Below are 16,520 nucleotides of genomic sequence, written 5' to 3' on the forward strand. Positions count from 1 at the left end.
ATGTTCGGTTTCCGGACATGCCGTGCCCCTGACAAGCGCTGTTCGGGAGTGTTCCGGGCGTCAACTATCCGCGCAAGGGCACCTTTCGGCCGCTCCACGCACCCACGACACACGGCCCCGGTGGCTCGGTGGCCACCGGGGCTGTGCCGTACTCGTCCGACCCGTAGGACGGGTCAGTGACTCCGAAGGTTCCGTTCGCCCGCCGGGACTGCGGTCCCGAGGGTGTTCCCGGGCGGCGGCAACGGGCAGATGAAGTGGTCCGCGAAGGCGCACGGCGGCAGCAGCGACCGGTTGAAGTCGACGGTCACCGTGCCGTCGGCGGCCGGTGCGGAGGGCCGCCGAAAGCGGAAGCGGTAACTACTGTTTCCGCTGGTCGCATCGGCGAAGACCGCCCAGAGCAACCCGTCCGGCTCGACCGCGACCCGCAGCGTGCGCTCCTCGCCGTCGAGCTCGAAGGCGATCTCCCCGCCGAGGCCGAGGCCGCGCACACGCCCGTCGGCGTTCTCGACCCGTACGCTGCGGTGTTCCGCGTACGCACGGAAGCGTCCCGGCAGTGCCCCGCGGGCGTCGTACGCGGTCACTTCGATGCCCTGGAAGATGTGCCGCGCCGGTGAGTCGGGATCGAAGTCCCTTACCGCCCACAGACCTTCGCGGCGCAGTACGACCAGCCGCCGTTCGACGTGCGCGACCCGGGATCCCGGGATCGGGCCGTGGTCCGCGGTGAGACGGACGTGGCCGGTGAGGGGCTTGTTGCCGAGGATGAGACCATCCTCGGCCGAGGCCGTCAGCACCACCGCGTCACCGTCCTCCCGCCAGTTCCCGGGGACGGCCGGAATTCGACCTTCCGGGTACTCGGAGATTCAGTAGGTACCGGTGAGCGACAGCGGTCCGTACGGCGCCGAGACGGTGGCGGCGCGCTGTTCGTGCCAGTTCTGCCAACTCTGCCGGTCCTGGGCTGCGTGTGGGTCCCCGCTCATGCGATCACCCCTTCCACACCGGATCGGCGAGCCCGAGGTGCGATCGCAGCGTCGAGCCGGTGTATTCCGTGCGGAAGACCCCGCGCTCCTGGAGGACCGGTACCACCTGGTCGACGAAGTCGTCGAGGCCGCCGGCGGTGAGATGGGGGACGAGGATGAAACCGTCGGCCGCGTCCTTCGACACGAACTCCTCCAGCGCGGCGGCCACGCTCCCCGCGGTGCCGATGAAGGACTGCCGGCTGGTCGTCTCGATGACGGTCTGCCGTATGGACAGGCCCTTGGCCTCCGACAGCGCACGCCATCCGGCGGCGATCGCGAACGGGTCGCCGGCCTTGACCCGGCCCTGGACCAGGACGGAGTCCGGATCCGGATCGATGTCGGGGAGCGGTCCTTCGGGGTCGTAGGAGGAGAGGTCCCGGCCCCAGACCAACTCAAGGGCGAGGATCGCGTTCTGCGGCGAGACCTGCCTGCGGCGGATCTCCGCAGCCCGCTCCTGCGCCTCGGCGTCCGTGTCGCCGAGGACGAAGCTGACCCCGGGCATGACCTTGAGGTCCTCCGGGCGGCGGCCGTGGCGAGCGAGGCGCTGCTTGACGTCGGCGTAGAAGGCGCGGCCCGCCTCCAGTGTGCCGTGCCGGGTGAAGATCACGTCCGCGGTGGCTGCGGCGAACTCCCGGCCCTCGTCGGAATCGCCCGCCTGAATGACCACGGGGTGGCCCTGCGGTGACCGGGGAACGGTGAACTCACCCTCGATCGCGAAGTGCTGACCGGAGTGCGCGAAGGGGCGCGGTGTCCCGTCAGGCGTCCAGGAGTCCCAGAGCGTACGGGCGACGGAGACGAACTCGGCAGCGCGGGTGTAGCGGTCGGCACGGTCGAGATATCCGCCGCGTCGGAAGTTCTCCCCGGTGAAGGCGTCGGAGGAGGTGACGACGTTCCAGGCCGCCCGGCCGCCACTGAGATGGTCCAGGGAGGCGAGCCTGCGAGCCAGTTCATACGGTTCGTTGAACGTGGCGTTGACGGTGGCGGCGAGGCCGAGCCGCTCGGTGACGGCCGCCAGGGCATTGAGCACCGTGAGGGATTCGGGTCGGCCGACCACGTCCAGATCGTGGATCTCGCCCTTGTGCTCGCGCAGCCGCAGTCCCTCGGCGAGGAAGAAGAAGTCGAACAGTCCGCGCTCGGCGGTGCGGGCGAGATGCTCGAAGGAGGAGAAGTCGATCTGGCTCTTCGAACGCGGGTCGGCCCAGACGGTGGTGCTGTTGACGCCCGGGAAGTGCGCGGCGAGATGCATCTGCTTGGGTACGGCGGTCATGAGGTTCCCCCGGACAGGACGTACTGGTTGGCCGGGCGGGCGAGACCGAGATGCTCGCGGAGCGTGCCGCCCGGATAGAAGGTACGGAACAGGCTGCGGTGCTGGAGCAGTGCGACGGTGCCGTTGACGATCCGCTCCAGGTCGCGGTGGGGAGCGATGGGCGCCAGATGGAAACCGTCCACCGCCGCCTCCGCATGCCACCGGGTGATCAGATCGGCGAGGTCGACCGGGCCACCGCTGAAGTGCGGGCCACCGGCGAGCCGAGGACCGCTGTCCGGTCCCGGCTCCGGCGCGGACTCGCTCCCGCCGAGGTCGACGACGAGCGAGACCAGCACCCGTGGCGCGTCCGGGGCCCGGCCGTGTGCCCGTGCCCGGCGGCGTATGTCGTCGCGGAGCGCGGCGGCCTGTCCGGGTGCGCCCGCCCGCAGGAGAACGACGTCGGCGTACCGGGCCGCTGCCTCCCTGCCCGGCTCCCCCGTGCCGTCCGCGACGATGACGGGACGGCCCTGCGGCGGCCGCGGCACGATCGAGGGGCCGCGCACACTGAACGTGCTGCCCTGGAAGTCGACATGATGCAGCTTGCTGCGGTCGATGAAGCGACCTGTCGCCCGGTCGCGGATCTCCGCGTCGTCCTCCCAGCTGTCCCACAGCCTGGCGGCGACATCGGCGACCTCGCCGGCCTCCTGCCACAGCGCGTCGCAGGGTGCGGCCGGGCGGCGGCCGAAGAGCCGGGCCTCGGCCTCGGTGGTCGATACATCGACCTGCCAGCCCGCGCGGCCGCGACTCACCCAGTCGAGGGTGGCCACGGCCGTGGACACATGGAAGGGTTCGGTGTGCGTGGTGGTCACGGTCGGTACAAGACCGATCCGCTCAGTGGTGGGTGCGACTCTCGACAACACCGCGACGGCGTCGGGCCCCGGCCGGGCGAAGGAGTCGCCGAGGGTCACAAAATCGAGGGTGCCCTGCTCGGCGAGCCGGGAGAGTCCGACGTAGTGCTCGGCGTCGTAACGGGCCGGGCCGTCGAGGGCGACGGCCAGATGGAGCGGGCGGGGGGTGGCAGACATGACGATAAATGCCTCTCTGGAGCCCTGTGCGGGTCAGTTCTTGGGCTTGGGCAGGCCGGGCGGGTTGATCTCCGACTTCGCGACGGCCTCGCTCGAGAGCCCCCAGCGCTTCAGCACCTCGGCGTACGACCCGTCCTTGATGATCTGGTCGATCGCCGCGGCATACGCCTCGACCAGGCCGCTTCCCTTCTTCGTGGTCGCGGCGATCTTGCCCTGGACCTGCGAGCCGCCGCCCGACAGGGTGCCGATGATCCGGGTCTGTCCGGCGGAGGCGACGTGGTAAGCGGCCGTCGGGTTCGGCCCGAGGTAGGCGTCGATACGGCCCGACTGGAGAGCGAGGTAGTAGTCGGTGTCCTTCTGGAAGTACTTGATGTCGACGGGCTTGCGGCCTGCCTTGACGTTCTCCTCGCTCCAGTCGACCAGGATCTTCTCCTGGTTGGTGCCGGAGGAGACGGAGATGGTCTTCCCCGCCACGTCCTTCGGCCCCCGCACCTGCCAGCTGGTGCCCTTCTTTGCCTCGAAGGCCAGGTTGTCGAGCCGGTAGGTCGCGAAGTCGTACTTCTCCTTGCGCTCCTCGGTGACCGTGACATTGGACAGGACCCCGTCGAACTTGGAGCTGTCCAGGCCGACGAAGAGGTTCTCCCAGGAGACCTCCTCGAACTGCGGCTTCAGACCAAGGGTGTCGACGATCAGAGTGGCGATGTCGATCTCGGCGCCGATCCGCGTCTTGTCGTCGGTCGCATGGAAGCCGAGCGGTGGCGAGGCGTCGGCGCTGGCACCGATGCGGATCGTGCCGCGCTCACGGATCACGTCGGGCACCTTGGCGGCAATGGCGTCGACCTTCTTGCCGCGGATGCGGTGCTGGTCGGGCGAGATATTGATGCCCTCGCCCGGCCGGCCCTTGGGCTTCACCGCGTCGGTCGCGGCGTCGCTGGTGCCTGAGCAGGCGGCGAGCAGACCGGAGGCGGCGATCACGGCGACGGCGGTGGCGAAGGCGCGGCGGGTGTTCACGTGGAAACTCCTTGCAGACATGGGTGGTTCACAGGACCTTGGAAAGGAACGCGCGGGTGCGCTCGTGCCGGGGGTTGTCGAGTACGTCGGCGGGAGCGCCCTGCTCGACGATCCGGCCGTCGTCCATGAAGATCACGGTGTCGGCGACCTCACGGGCGAAGCCGATCTCGTGGGTGACGACGATCATCGTGGTGCCCCGGCGCGCCAAGTCCTTGATCACGTCGAGGACTTCGCCGACCAGTTCGGGGTCGAGGGCGGACGTCGGCTCGTCGAAGAGCAGCAGCTTCGGCTCCAGGGCCAGCGCGCGGGCGATGGCGACGCGCTGCTGTTGCCCGCCGGAGAGCTGCTTGGGGTAGGCGGACGCCTTGTCCTCGAGCCCGACCCTGGCGAGGAGCTTCTCCGCAGTCGCGACGGCCGTCTTTCGAGGCCGCTTCAGCGCGGCGACCGGTGCCTCGATGATGTTCTCGATCACGGTGAGGTGCGGGAAGAGGTTGAAGTTCTGGAAGACGAAGCCGATCTGGGTGCGCTGCTTGAGTACCTCGCGCTCGCGCAGCTCGTACAGCTTGTCGCCGGAGCGGCGGTAGCCGACGAGCGAGCCGTCGACGCTGATCCAGCCGCTGTCGACCTTTTCCAGATGGTTGATGGTGCGCAGCAGCGTGGACTTGCCCGAGCCCGATGGCCCGAGTACGACGGCGACCTCCCCCGTACGCACCTCGAGATCGACTCCGCGCAGCACCTCCAGCGCGCCGAAGCTCTTGTGCACGGACCGTATGTCGACCATCGCGCTCATCGCGTGGCCCCCTTTGCGAAGTGGCGTTCCACGTAGTGCTGGAGAACGGAGAGCGCGGTGGTCAGGAGGATGTACCAGGCGGTGGCGACCATCAGCAGCGGGACGACCCGGCCGTTTCGTCCGTAGATGACCTGGACCTGGTAGAAGAGCTCGCCGATCGCCCTGACGGAGACGATCGAGGTGCCCTTGAAGAGGGAGACGATCTCATTGGCGGCGCTGGGGAGGATCGAGCGCATCGCCTGGGGCAGCACGATGCGGCGCAGCCGGGGGATGCCGAGTGCGGCCGCCGCCTCCAGCTGACCGCTGTCCACCGCCAGTACGCCGCCGCGGACGATCTCCGCCGCGTACGCCGCCTGGTGTGAGGGTTCGGGCAGCCGGGCCTCGACCAGCGCCCGCGCCTCGATCCACTCCCCCGGAACGCCGTCGCTGCCTGCTCGAAAGACCGCCCGCTCCTCGTCGGCCTCGACGGTGATGCCCGCGCCGAGGAAGCGGACGACACCGGCGCGCGAGAGCGCGAGGAGCTGACGCAGCCGGGGCCCGGGCGGGCCGGAGGCGAGATGGCTGAAGAAGCCGTGCCATCGGCCGCCGATGTCGCCGAGCCGGATCAGCTGCCCGTGGACGGAGAGCAGTCCGAGGAAGACCGCGAGGTCTTCACTGTGGGCCCGGTCGTGGCGGCGCTCGAGGTCGGCGGCGATGTAGCTGCGCAGCCCGTCCTGGAGTGCGTCGTACGAGCCGAAGCGCAGCCCGTCCAGCGGATGGTCGAGCGCTTCGAGGTCGAGGCGGTCGGCGGGGGCGGGGACAGAGGCGGCCACCAGGGTGTGCAGTTCGGGACTGCCCGGCGCCGCGGCGGAGTACCTCTCCTCGAAGTCGGGCCAGTTGACCGAGGTGCGCTCGGGGCGGGCGGCGAAGAGGCGGTGATAGTGGGCGAAGCCGAGCTCCTTGTCGATGAGCGGCCACAGGTCGCGCTGATAGTCGACGGGGCCGGGCCGGCTCAGCAGCGCGTCCACCTCGGCGGGTCCGAAGAAGCGTGGCAGCGGCGGCCGCTCGCCCTCCCAGCCGTAGCCGATCTTGGAGTGGTACGGCACACCGCGCCGTGATCCGACGTGCAGGACGGGCTCCTGGCCCGACGGCAGGTACTCGCCGTTCTCGTACCGTCCGCCACGGCCCTCGGTGAGCAGCACCATCAGATCGACGAATGCGAGCCCGAAGCCGCGGACGATGACCGGCTCACCCGCCGGGAGGGCGTCGAGACGGCTCTCTGCGGTGAAGTCCGGCGGCAGGTGGAGGAGCCCTCGGCGGCGCGCGAAGTCCGCCAGCTCCATCTGCTCGTCGTCCAGTTCGGCGTCGAGGTGGCCCAGGGTGAGCACGACGAGATCGGCGATGAGCGGCTCCGTGCGCCCTTCGAGCCGGACCAGCTGGCGGCCGTCGCGCGGACCGCTGACGCGCAGGGCCCGCGCCCGGTGCTCGTGCACGGTGACGGCCGGCGGCAGAGCGGCCACCGCCTCCTCGTACACCCAGCGCAGATACGCGCCCTGCTGCCGCCTGCTGGGAAAGGACCGGCCGTCGATACCGGCCCACTCCGCGAGCGTGGGGCCCGGCAGTACGGGCCCCTCCAGCGTCACCGTGTCGTCGGTGAACATGGTGACGTCCTCGGCCATGGAGTTCATCCACAGGAGCGGGGACTGGTCGGGCCGCCAGATCCGGCCGCCGCCCGGCGGATGCGGATCCACCAGATGGATCTCCAGCGGCAGATCGGCGTACAGCTCAGGGGCGTTGGCGGCCAGCCGTTCCAGGAAACCGGTCCCCCGCGGACCGGCTCCGATCACGACGACGGACGTCATCGCGTACCTGCCGTACCGCGCGCGTAGCGCTTCTCGACATGGTGCCGGCCGACGCTGAGGAGTGAGGTCACCACGACGTACCAAATGGTGGCGACGAGCAGCAGCGGTACGACGTGATAGGTGCGGTGGTAGACGAGCTGCACGGAGTAGAGCAGGTCCTGCACGGCGATCACGCTGACGATCGAGGTGCCTTTGAGGGTGCCGATGAGCATGTTCCCGGCCGGCGGCACGATGGAGCGCATCGCCTGTGGCAGAACGATCCCGCGCAGTCGGCGCCACCGGCCGAGGCCGAGCGATTCGGCGGCCTCGATCTGTCCGCGTTCGACGGACAGGATGCCGCCGCGCACCACTTCGGCGGCGTACGCGGCCTCGTGGAGCGTGAGCCCGATGATCGCGATGGTGACCGGGCTGAGCAGGTTGACCGTCCTGACGCCGAGGATCTGCGGGTAGAGCGCACCGATGTTGAACCAGAACAGCAGCTGGACCAGGATCGGCGTCGAGCGCAACAGCCAGATGTATCCCCAACTGACGTTGCGCAGTACGGGATTGGCGGACAGCCGCATCACGGCGAGCAGCGTGCCGAGCGTGAAGCCCAGCACCATGACCACAGCGGTCAGCCAGAGAGTGAGACCGAGGCCGCGCAGTACGGACGTCGAGGTGAAGTAGTCGCCGACGACGTCCCACTGGAAGGCGTCATTGCGTACGACGGAGCTGACGGCGCCCGCGAGCAGCAGCAGGACGGCAACTGCGGCCGCCCACTGGCCGGTTCGGCGTACGGGGACGATACGCGGCTGCACGGCGTCGGTCCTGGAGGGCGGAGCCGCGGGAGATTCGGGGAGGGTGTCTGTGGGCACAGCCATGCGAAGGCTCCGTGGATGCAGAGATCGAACACGGGAACGCCTTCACCTGAAACACAACGTGGACCGAGCCCCTCAGCACGATCCGTTCCTGACGGCTAGGGGGTGCGCACGGCCCACTGTCAAGCCTGTCCACACTGTGAGCCGTATGTCTCAGGACAGTTGACGCTGAATCGAATGCCTGTTCCACTTGGGCCATGCATTCGCAGCAATGGCTGGTCACGCGCTCCCACATCGACTTCGGTCGTGTGTGGTCCTCTTCCTGTTGAGCTGACCCCGCTGCCTTTTCGCGCTCGCGCCGTCACACCGTCGCGCCGCTTTTCGCGCATTTCACGCCTTCACCGCATAACACCGCGCATCCCTCCCCCTCGCCACACCCTGGTTCCTTCTGCCTGCTCGAAGAAGGGCACGCATGACCTTCACCCCGAGCCGTGGTTCCGCGCTGTCCGTACGCCGGACCACGGTCGACGACCCGCTCGCCCGTCCGCTTCTGGAGGAACTGGCGCGCGAGTACATCAGCCGGTACGGCTCCGCCTTCGATCTGGAGCGCTGCCCCTCCGAGGAGTTCACTCCGCCGGGCGGCGCCTTTGTTCTGCTCCTGGAGCAGGGCCGGCCGGTGGCCGGTGGCGCGTACCGCCGCTACGACGCCGCCACGGCCGAACTCAAGCGGATCTGGACGCACTCCGCGCACCGCCGCCGCGGCCTCGCCCGGCAGGTGCTGCGGGTACTCGAACGGGAGGCGGCCGAACGCGGCTACTCCCGGATCCATCTGACCACCGGACCGCGCCAGCCCGAGGCCAGGGGCCTCTATCTGGCCGCCGGATACCGCCCGCTCTTCGATCCGCAGATCCGGAGTCGATCGGCCCGCTGCCGTTCGAGAAGCATCTGGAGACCCCCACACCATGATCAGGAAAGACCACGCCGCCGTCTTCGCGTTGATCACCGCCACCGCGCTCACGCTCACCGCCTGCGGCTCTGGCAACCCGGCGACTGCCGGCGCCGGCGCCGGGCCCGGTGGCAAGCCCGGCGGGATCCCGGCCGGCGATGTGGTGTCGTCGGTGCCGAAGGACGAGGCGATCGCGAAGCTGCTGCCCGCGGACGTACGCAGCCGGGGCACCCTCACCATCGCCACCTCCGTCGGCAATCCGCCGGGCGCCGCCTACCTGGAGGACGGCCGGACCGTCGCGGGCCAGGACATCGACTTCGCGGAGGCCGCGGCCAAGGTGCTCGGGCTGAAGCTGAAGCGCGAGGTGGCGAGCTTCGAGGCGATCCTGCCGGCGCTGAGCAGCGGCAAGTACGACCTGGGCACCGGCAATTTCGGGGTGACCGACGAGCGGCGCAGGACCATCGACTTCGTCACGTACATCAACGACGGCCAGGGCTTCGCCGCGCTCGAGAGCAGCGGACTGACGAAGATCTCGGACTTCACCGATCTCTGCGGCCTCAATGTAGCGACCGGCGCGGGCACCACCTTCGAGGCGTCCCTGGACAAGAACAGGGGCCGCTGCTCCGAGGCCGGCAAGAAGCCGTACAAGGTCCAGACGTACGGCGAGTCGGGCGCGATCTGGATCTCGCTGCAGCAGGGCCGCAGCGATGTGGTGATGAGCACGATCAACGGGCTGCGCTATGCCGTCACCCAGCAGGAGGACACGAAGTTCCTCAATGAGTTCAAGCGGCTCGACGTCGGCTTCGCCTTCAAGAAGGGCACACCGCTGGCGCCCGCCTTCCAGGCCGCGGTGAACAAGCTCAGGACGGACGGGACGTACGACCGCATCCTGAAGAAGTGGGGCACCACGGAGTAGGCGATCGAGAAGTCGCAGATCTCGCCGCCGGAGCTGAAGTAACCCCACGGCTGAAGTGACCCGACGCCTGAAGTGACCCGCCGCCAACCGACCCGATGGCCCGTCAGCAGCCGTCGCAGGGGCAGCAGCAGTCGCAGCCGGAACAGTCACAGTCACAGTCTCGGCAGCAGCCCTCGCGCTTCTTGCGGGACCAGGGGCCCTCGTACTCCTTGGCACAGCAGATCTGGCAGGTGCAGAACAGCCCGGTGAAGACCGCGCAGCCTGCCAGGAAACCGCGCTTCTTGGGCTTCGGCGGTTCACCGCCGAACTGCGGAGGCATCCCACCGGGGCCGCCGGGCCCGCCGGGCACTCCCGGGTTGCCACCTCCGTAGGGGGCGTTCGGGCCGTACGGCCCGTAGCCGCCGCCCTGGTACGGATTTCCGTGCTGGGGCGGCTGTGGCGCGCCGTACCCCTGGTGCGAGCAGGTCGTAGTGCCGAACACACGGTTCACCGAGATGCGCAGCTCGTGGGCGAGCAGCACATGCACCAGCCTGTCGTCCGTGAAGCGGGCGTCGCGCAGCGCGAGGCGCACCCCGTGCACCGCGTCGTCGGCGAGCCGGCGTGCCTCGGCCAGTGAGGTGCCGGTCGCGGTCAGCGGGTTCCAGGCACCCGACGCTGCGTCAGTTTCCCTGTCCTCCACGGCATCCAGCACATGTGCCAGCCGTCCGAAGAGCTTGCCCGCCTCTGCGAGCGGCGCCACGTTCTCCGGCCTTCCGGCGAGTACGGCGGTATGTGCGAAGGCTGCCGCGGTCGCCGTCTCGGTCGGCTCGGTGACGGTCAGCAGCGGGGTGCCGGGACCGGCCAGCGATTCGATCCCGCTCTGCCGGTCGACGGCGTCGAGCAGTACCGCCGTGTCGAAGCCGAGCTCGGCGCCGGTGCGCGCGCCGGCCCGGTCCCAGCCCGCCGCGACCCGGCGCGCCGCGGCGGCCACCGGCTTGCGGGCCAACACCCCGTCCCGGTCGGCGACGTGGTCCCGTACCTTCGCCGACGCCAGCACCAGCGAGACGGCCGCCGCCAGGCGTGCGCCCTCGCCCCGGGCGACGGGCGCGGTGCGCATGGCGCGCAGCGGGCAGGGGCCCGCGGTGCGCCGGGAGGCGGGGGTTCGCTCGGCCTGAGCCTCCGTCAGAACCGAGACGATCAGGCCGTCGTAGTTGGTCACGACCCTGGCGAACTGACCGTGGTCGGAGCGAAGTGCCAGACAGAGCCCGCACAGATGGGCCATCCACTCGGCCTTGAGCCCGTCGGTGAGGCGATGAGTGCATGGCCTGACGATTCCGAACACGACGGTCCCCCGAGAGTCGTCCAACAGTGCGGCAGGCATCGTATCGAGCCTTCCGTTAACCCGGACGCGCCCACCGTCACCCGCCTGGCCCGACTTTCATATTTTGAGCCCACAACCCCCCGTACACAGGAAGAATCTTGACGAATCGCCACATCTTCTGCACCAGTACCGTCACGAATCCCCTGCGCGGCGACTATCTACTTGGCGCCCGATCCGCATCATGGACGACGATAGGGATAGGAACGAGAAAAGACCGCAATGAGCGGACTGGAGCGGAAGGAGGCGTCCATGGGATCTGTGCGCAAGGCGAGCGCCTGGCTGGGACTCGTCGAGGACAGTGATGAGCGCTACTACGACGACGCGTACGCCGAGGGTGCTGAGACGGGTGACGCGTGGGTCACCGACCCGCGGGTGCGCGTGGCCTCCGAGTCCGCCGAGGAGCAGGGCCGCCGGATCGCGACGGTCTCCCCGGACAGCTTCCGGGACGCCCGTGCCATCGGCGAGCTGTTCCGGGACGGCGTCCCGGTCATCGTGAACCTCACGTCCATGGAGCCCACCGACGCAAAGCGAGTGGTGGACTTCGCCGCGGGACTGACCTTCGGCCTGCGCGGCTCGATCGAGCGCGTCGCCACCCGGGTCTTCCTGCTGAGCCCCGCCGACACTCAGGTGGTCAGCGGGGAGGCAGCAAGCCGCTCCGCGAAGGACGGTTTCTTCAACCAGAGCTGAGCAAGGTGCTCGCCGGCCGGCGAGTCCGTCCGGCGTTCAAGGACGACAGGCCGCCGGCCTACCGGAAGGCGTCAAGACCGGTAAGCGCCTTGCCCAGCACGAGCTGGTGCATCTCGACGGTGCCCTCGTAGGTGAGCACCGACTCGAGGTTCGTCGCATGCCGCATCACGGGGTACTCCAGCGAAATTCCGTTCGCACCGAGGATGGTGCGCGACGTGCGGCAGATCTCGATCGCCTCCCGCACATTGTTGAGCTTCCCGAAGCTGACCTGTTCGGGGCGGAGTTTCCCGGCGTCCATACGGCGGCCCAGATGGTGCGCGAGCAGGATCCCCTTGTGCAGTTCGACGGCCATGTCGGCGAGCTTGGCCTGCGTGAGCTGGAAGCCGCCGATCGGCCTGCCGAACTGCTCGCGGGTCTTCGCGTACTCGACAGCCGCCTCGAAGCTGGACCGCGCGGCGCCCATCGAGCCCCAGACGATCCCGTAGCGCGCGTGCGACAGACAGCCCAGCGGGCCCTTCAGTCCGGTGACTTCCGGCAGTACGGCGTCGGCCGGCAGCCGTACCTCGTCGAGGACGAGTTCGCTGGTGACGCTCGCGCGCAGGGACCACTTGTGCTTGATCTCGGGCGCGGAGAAACCGGCGGCGTCGGTCGGTACGACGAAGCCGCGAATGCCTTCGTCGGTCTGCGCCCACACCACGGCGACACCGGCCACCGAGCCATTGGTGATCCACATCTTGCGGCCGGTGAGCACCCAGTCACCGCCGTCGCGCTTGGCGAAGGTGCGCATACCGGCCGGGTCGGAGCCGTGGTCGGGCTCGGTCAGCCCGAAGCAGCCGATGATCTCGCCGGCCGCCATGCCCGGGAGCCACCGCTGCTTCTGCTCCTCGGAGCCGAAGCGGTGGATCGCGTACATGGCGAGCGAGCCCTGTACGGAGACGAGGGAGCGGATGCCGGAGTCGGCGGCCTCCAGTTCCAGGCAGGCCAGCCCGTACTGGACGGCGGTGGCGCCCGCGCAGCCGTATCCCTCCAGCGACATGCCGAGCGCGCCGATCGAGCCGAGCTCACGGGCCAGCTCGCGGATGGCGGGGAGCTCTCCGCGCTCGTACCAGTCGGCGATGTACGGCAGGACGCGGTCGGCCGCCCAGGTGCGGACGGTGTCGCGGATCGCGAGGTCCTCGGGTTCGAGCAGATCGTCGAGGCCGAGGGGGTCGCCGGCGTCGAAGGGCGGCAGCTTCGAGGGTGCGGACATGGCGTGGCCTCCGGTGGCGCTCACACAGCGGATCACAGAAAAGTTCACGGGAAGGACGGACCGGCTCGCCGAAAACTAGCAGTGTTAGTTACGGCACGGGCTGACGTTACGTCTCAGTGTGCCGTGCGTCCAGACCCGGTCGCCTCGACGGGCTCGCGGCTTGCCGGCAGCGAGACTTCCGGTCGCCTCGGCCGGGGTCGCTTCTCGACGGTGGGGCACTCCATGACCCGTGGCAGCCGCAGCGCGGCGAGCGCACCGAGCAGCAGCAGACCCGCGCTGACCAGGAGTGCGACATGGAGGCCGTTGACGAAGGAGTGGCGGGCGGTGGTGCGGACCATCTCGCCGGAGGCGCCGCCCAGCCGGTCCGCCACCTGGTAGGCCTCGCCCAGCGAGTTGGCCGCAGCCGATCTCGCCGGGCCGGGAACACCTGTGAGGCCGAGGAGCGACGGCGCGTAGGCCGCGTTCATGACGCTGCCGAGCAGGGCTATCCCCATGCCGGCACCGAGCTGGTAGGAGGTCTCGCCGATCGCGGCAGCTCCGCCGGCCTGGTCCGGCGGAGCCTCGCTGAGCATCGACTCGTACGCGGCGAACAGCGTGGTCTGCAGTCCGAAGCCGAGGAGTACGAAGCCCGTGGTGAGCAGCCACGGACGGTCGTGCTGTCCCATCAGGATCAGCAGCATGACCGCCGCGGCGGTCAGCACGAAACCCCAGCCGACCATCCGGCGCGGACCGATCCGGTGCAGCGTGTGCGAGCCGGTGGCGCCGGCGGCCATCGCGGCGAAGGTCAGCGGCAGCAGCCGCAGGCCCGTCTCCAGCGGGCTGAGGCCGAGGACCAGCTGCAGGTACTGGACGGCGATCAGCTCGAGGCCGACCAGCGCGAGCATGGCGAGCACGATGCAGCCGACGGAGGTGGAGAACGTGGCCCTGGCGAACATCCGCATATCGATCAGCGGGTGCTCACGGCGCTTCTGCCGCCGTACGAACAGGGCGATCAGCAAACCGCCGAGCAGCAGCGGGCCGACCGTTCTGACGTCGAGGACCGTATCGCCGGCACCCAGGCGCTTCACGCCGAGGACCGAGCCGAGTACTCCGCCTGCCGCCATCAGCGCGCCGAGCACGTCCCAGGGACCGTCGGTGCCGCCCCTGGACTCGGGCAGCAGCCAGCGGCCTATCGGCAGGATCAGCGCCATCAGCGGAATGTTGATCAGGAAGACCGAGCCCCACCAGAAGTGCTCGACGAGAAAGCCGCCGAGTACGGGTCCGGTGGCGGCACCGACCGCGGCGACCGCGGTCCATATGCCGATCGCCATCGCCCGCTCCCGCCGGTCCGGGAAGACCGCACGGAGGATCGAGAGCGTCGCCGGCATGATCATCGCGCCGCCGACGCCGAGCAGGGCGCGCGCGCCGATCAGCACCTCGGGGTTGGTGGCGAGGGCGGCGACCGCGGAGGCGGCGCCGAAGAGTCCGTAGCCGATCATCAGGACGCGGCGGCGGCCGACCCGGTCGCCGAGAGTGCCGAAGAGGATCAGCAGCGAGGCACAGACCAGGGGGTACGCGTCCACGATCCACAGCAGCTCGACGCCGCTGGGGCGGAGCTCCTCGGTGACGGACGGGACGGCGACATGCAGCACGGTCGCGTCGAGGGCGACCAGCAGAAGGCTGATACAGAGGACGACAAGGACGATCCAGCGGTTGACACCGCCGCCGGCGGCACGATGCCGTGCTCCGCCCGTGATCGTCCCGGACATGTACGTACCTCCCATGAGTCCCTCGCGCTCGGTGGGCCAGCCGGGGACGGTATGAAGTGGTGTCCCACAGGGCGGCCCGGCATCGACGGGCGAGTGAGCCGTCAGCGTACGCGAGTTCAGGCGTGTGGCGCGTGGTCCATCTCTCACCCCGACGCCCGCCCGCGTGTGGCGTACGCCACGCCGCGGCCCTTCGGATGCCCTCCGGACGCCCTGACCAGGGCCTCGCCGGAACCGATCCCGGGCGACTCCCGAATGATGGGAAAATCCCTTACAGGCAAGCCGTGAGCTATTTCTGATGCACAGAAAGAGCCCTCCCGAGAGAGCTGCCGAAGAAATGGGACACGACGTCACCGGGATTTCCGGAATGGCCCGTAATAAAGCCGGAGCTGAGACATACTCCACATCACATCGTCATCACAAACGGGCTGGTTCGACGTGGGCCGACACTCACTCGCTGTAACGTCGATTGGGTGCGTACCGACATCTTTGCCCGGCTGGACCGGGAGCCGGAACCGCCGAAGATAGAGATCCCGCGGATGAGCCGCACCCGTCTCGCCCTCTTCGGCGGGACGTTGGCGTTCTATCTCGCCATCGTCGTGGCCGTGCTCGCCTCGACCTGGCTGGTGATCATCGACTGGAAGGTCATGCTCTTCCGGCCCTACCAGCAGTGGCCGGAGCTGCACGCCTTTCTCGACTACTTCGTGGTGCTCGGCCAGCGCGGGCCTACGGCCGTGATGGTGGCGGCCTGGCTGGGCTGGCGCTCCTGGCGTCAGCACACCCTGCGCCCCCTGCTCGCGCTCGGCGCCTCGCTGCTGCTGCTCAATGCGACAGTTGGCGCCGTCAAGATCGGTCTCGGCCGCCTCGGCCCCCACTACGCGACGCAGATCGGTTCCGCCGAACTCTTCGCCGGCGGCGATATATTTCCCTCCGGGCATACCGCAAACGCGGTCGTGACCTGGGGAATCCTGGCGTATCTGGCTACCACTCCGCGGGCGAGACGCTATCTGTCGGCACTCTCGGCGGTGGTCTCCCTCGGTGTCGGCCTCACGACCGTCTATCTCGGTACGCACTGGCTGAGCGATGTACTGCTCGGCTGGGCCGCCGGGCTGCTGATCCTGCTCGCCCTGCCCTGGTGCGAGCCGCTGATCGGCCGTGCGGAGGCCTGGATCTTCTCGCTGCGCGAGCAGTGGCGTGCGCGCCGTCGGATCGCTCCGTCGCTGCCGGTCGCGGCCGGCGGTCCAAGGCCCTCGATGTTCCCGCAGCGCGGGGCCACGCAGGACGAGGGACAGAGCCGTGAGCCGGTGACCGCAGGCAGCGGCAGCACCCGGCCGCCGTCCAGCACGAGGACGACGGGGCAGCTCACGCAGCCGCGGGCGCACGCGGTGCGCTCCGAGCGGACACCGATCACTCCGTCCGGCAGCCGCCGTCCGCCGGCCTCACGGCCGGCCACGGGCGGCTGACGGGCACGGAGCGCGCTTCCGCCCGTACGACGAAGGCCCCGACCTGGGCGGTCGGGGCCTTCGTCGTACCCGGATGCCGGCCGCGCGGCACTCTCGGCCCCGTCAGCCGGGCCAGCAGCGGATGACGGTGCCGCCCTCGACCTCAAAGTTGAGCCGGCCCATCAGGTACTCCATGGTGATGATCGCGCCCGGCGGCAGCGCTCTGACGGTGGTCCAGCCGCGCTCGCGGGCCAGCTGCTCGGCGTCCTCGGCGGCGAGACCGACATACGCCTCGGGGGAGTCGTCGGGCTGTGCGGGAGGAGTCGGTGTGGGAACCATGCCACCCACCGTAGGCGGCGGCGGACGGTGACGGAAGCCTGGCCGCTTTC

At 69.5% G+C, this 16,520-nt stretch carries 13 protein-coding genes and 2 pseudogenes; 4 read left to right on the plus strand and 11 right to left on the minus strand.

All coding sequences use genetic code 11. From position 1 onward, the window contains the following. Nucleotides 1-173: 173 nt before the first annotated feature. From OG966_RS09115 to OG966_RS09145, 7 genes and pseudogenes are all read right to left on the minus strand, one after another. A pseudogene (locus OG966_RS09115) lies at nucleotides 174-977 on the minus strand (DUF1684 domain-containing protein). 4 nt (nucleotides 978-981) lie between these two features. After that, nucleotides 982-2,283 (minus strand): NtaA/DmoA family FMN-dependent monooxygenase, encoded by a 1,302-nt coding sequence (locus OG966_RS09120; RefSeq protein ID WP_326648948.1) that lies wholly within the window; start codon nucleotides 2,281-2,283, stop codon nucleotides 982-984. Then, nucleotides 2,280-3,347, minus strand: coding sequence for an LLM class flavin-dependent oxidoreductase (locus tag OG966_RS09125; protein ID WP_326648949.1), 1,068 nt, complete (start codon nucleotides 3,345-3,347; stop codon nucleotides 2,280-2,282). The genes OG966_RS09120 and OG966_RS09125 overlap by 4 nt, the downstream gene beginning before the upstream one ends. Before the next feature lie 33 nt (nucleotides 3,348-3,380). Beyond that, entirely contained in the window at nucleotides 3,381-4,358 is a 978-nt protein-coding gene (locus OG966_RS09130) for an ABC transporter substrate-binding protein (protein WP_326648950.1), read from the minus strand. 28 nt (nucleotides 4,359-4,386) lie between these two features. Continuing rightward, the gene (locus OG966_RS09135) at nucleotides 4,387-5,139 is read right to left on the minus strand and encodes an amino acid ABC transporter ATP-binding protein (RefSeq protein ID WP_442806803.1); all 753 of its coding nucleotides are present in this window, start codon (nucleotides 5,137-5,139) and stop codon (nucleotides 4,387-4,389) included. A 5-nt stretch (nucleotides 5,140-5,144) separates the two neighbouring features. Continuing rightward, a complete protein-coding gene (locus tag OG966_RS09140; RefSeq protein WP_326648952.1) occupies nucleotides 5,145-6,989 on the minus strand; it encodes an FAD/NAD(P)-binding protein in 1,845 nt (614 codons plus the stop codon). Then, nucleotides 6,986-7,849 carry an amino acid ABC transporter permease gene (locus tag OG966_RS09145; protein WP_326648953.1) on the minus strand — a complete coding sequence of 288 codons (864 nt, stop codon included), beginning with the start codon at nucleotides 7,847-7,849 and terminating at the stop codon, nucleotides 6,986-6,988. The genes OG966_RS09140 and OG966_RS09145 overlap by 4 nt, the downstream gene beginning before the upstream one ends. A gap of 409 nt (nucleotides 7,850-8,258) precedes the next feature. Between OG966_RS09145 and OG966_RS09150 the strand changes: the two are divergent. After that, a pseudogene (locus OG966_RS09150) lies at nucleotides 8,259-8,752 on the plus strand (GNAT family N-acetyltransferase). Beyond that, a complete protein-coding gene (locus OG966_RS09155; RefSeq protein WP_326648954.1) occupies nucleotides 8,749-9,648 on the plus strand; it encodes an ABC transporter substrate-binding protein in 900 nt (299 codons plus the stop codon). The pseudogene OG966_RS09150 and the gene OG966_RS09155 overlap by 4 nt, the downstream one beginning before the upstream one ends. Before the next feature lie 103 nt (nucleotides 9,649-9,751). Here OG966_RS09155 and OG966_RS09160 read toward each other — a convergent pair whose 3' ends face one another. After that, nucleotides 9,752-11,008, minus strand: a complete 1,257-nt coding sequence (locus tag OG966_RS09160; RefSeq protein ID WP_326648955.1) for a DUF5685 family protein — start codon at nucleotides 11,006-11,008, stop codon at nucleotides 9,752-9,754. 249 nt (nucleotides 11,009-11,257) lie between these two features. Between OG966_RS09160 and OG966_RS09165 the strand changes: the two genes are divergently transcribed. Further along, nucleotides 11,258-11,695 carry a cell division protein SepF gene (locus tag OG966_RS09165; protein WP_326648956.1) on the plus strand — a complete coding sequence of 146 codons (438 nt, stop codon included), beginning with the start codon at nucleotides 11,258-11,260 and terminating at the stop codon, nucleotides 11,693-11,695. 58 nt (nucleotides 11,696-11,753) lie between these two features. On the opposite strand, the gene OG966_RS09170 is transcribed toward OG966_RS09165, so the two are convergent. Both OG966_RS09170 and OG966_RS09175 read right to left on the minus strand, forming a co-directional pair. Further along, on the minus strand, nucleotides 11,754-12,944 hold the full coding sequence (locus tag OG966_RS09170; protein ID WP_326648957.1) for an acyl-CoA dehydrogenase family protein: 1,191 nt from the start codon (nucleotides 12,942-12,944) through the stop codon (nucleotides 11,754-11,756). 113 nt (nucleotides 12,945-13,057) lie between these two features. Next, complete coding sequence (locus OG966_RS09175) at nucleotides 13,058-14,692, minus strand: MFS transporter (RefSeq protein ID WP_326648958.1); 1,635 nt, start codon at nucleotides 14,690-14,692, stop codon at nucleotides 13,058-13,060. Nucleotides 14,693-15,162: 470 nt separating this feature from the next. Between OG966_RS09175 and OG966_RS09180 the strand changes: the two genes are divergently transcribed. Beyond that, nucleotides 15,163-16,152, plus strand: coding sequence for a phosphatase PAP2 family protein (locus OG966_RS09180; RefSeq protein WP_326648959.1), 990 nt, complete (start codon nucleotides 15,163-15,165; stop codon nucleotides 16,150-16,152). 102 nt (nucleotides 16,153-16,254) lie between these two features. On the opposite strand, the gene OG966_RS09185 is transcribed toward OG966_RS09180, so the two are convergent. Beyond that, nucleotides 16,255-16,470, minus strand: a complete 216-nt coding sequence (locus OG966_RS09185) for an I78 family peptidase inhibitor (protein ID WP_326648960.1) — start codon at nucleotides 16,468-16,470, stop codon at nucleotides 16,255-16,257. Nucleotides 16,471-16,520: the final 50 nt, after the last annotated feature.

It is taken from the genome of Streptomyces sp. NBC_01750 (assembly GCF_035918095.1).
Classification (GTDB): Bacteria; Actinomycetota; Actinomycetes; order Streptomycetales; family Streptomycetaceae; genus Streptomyces.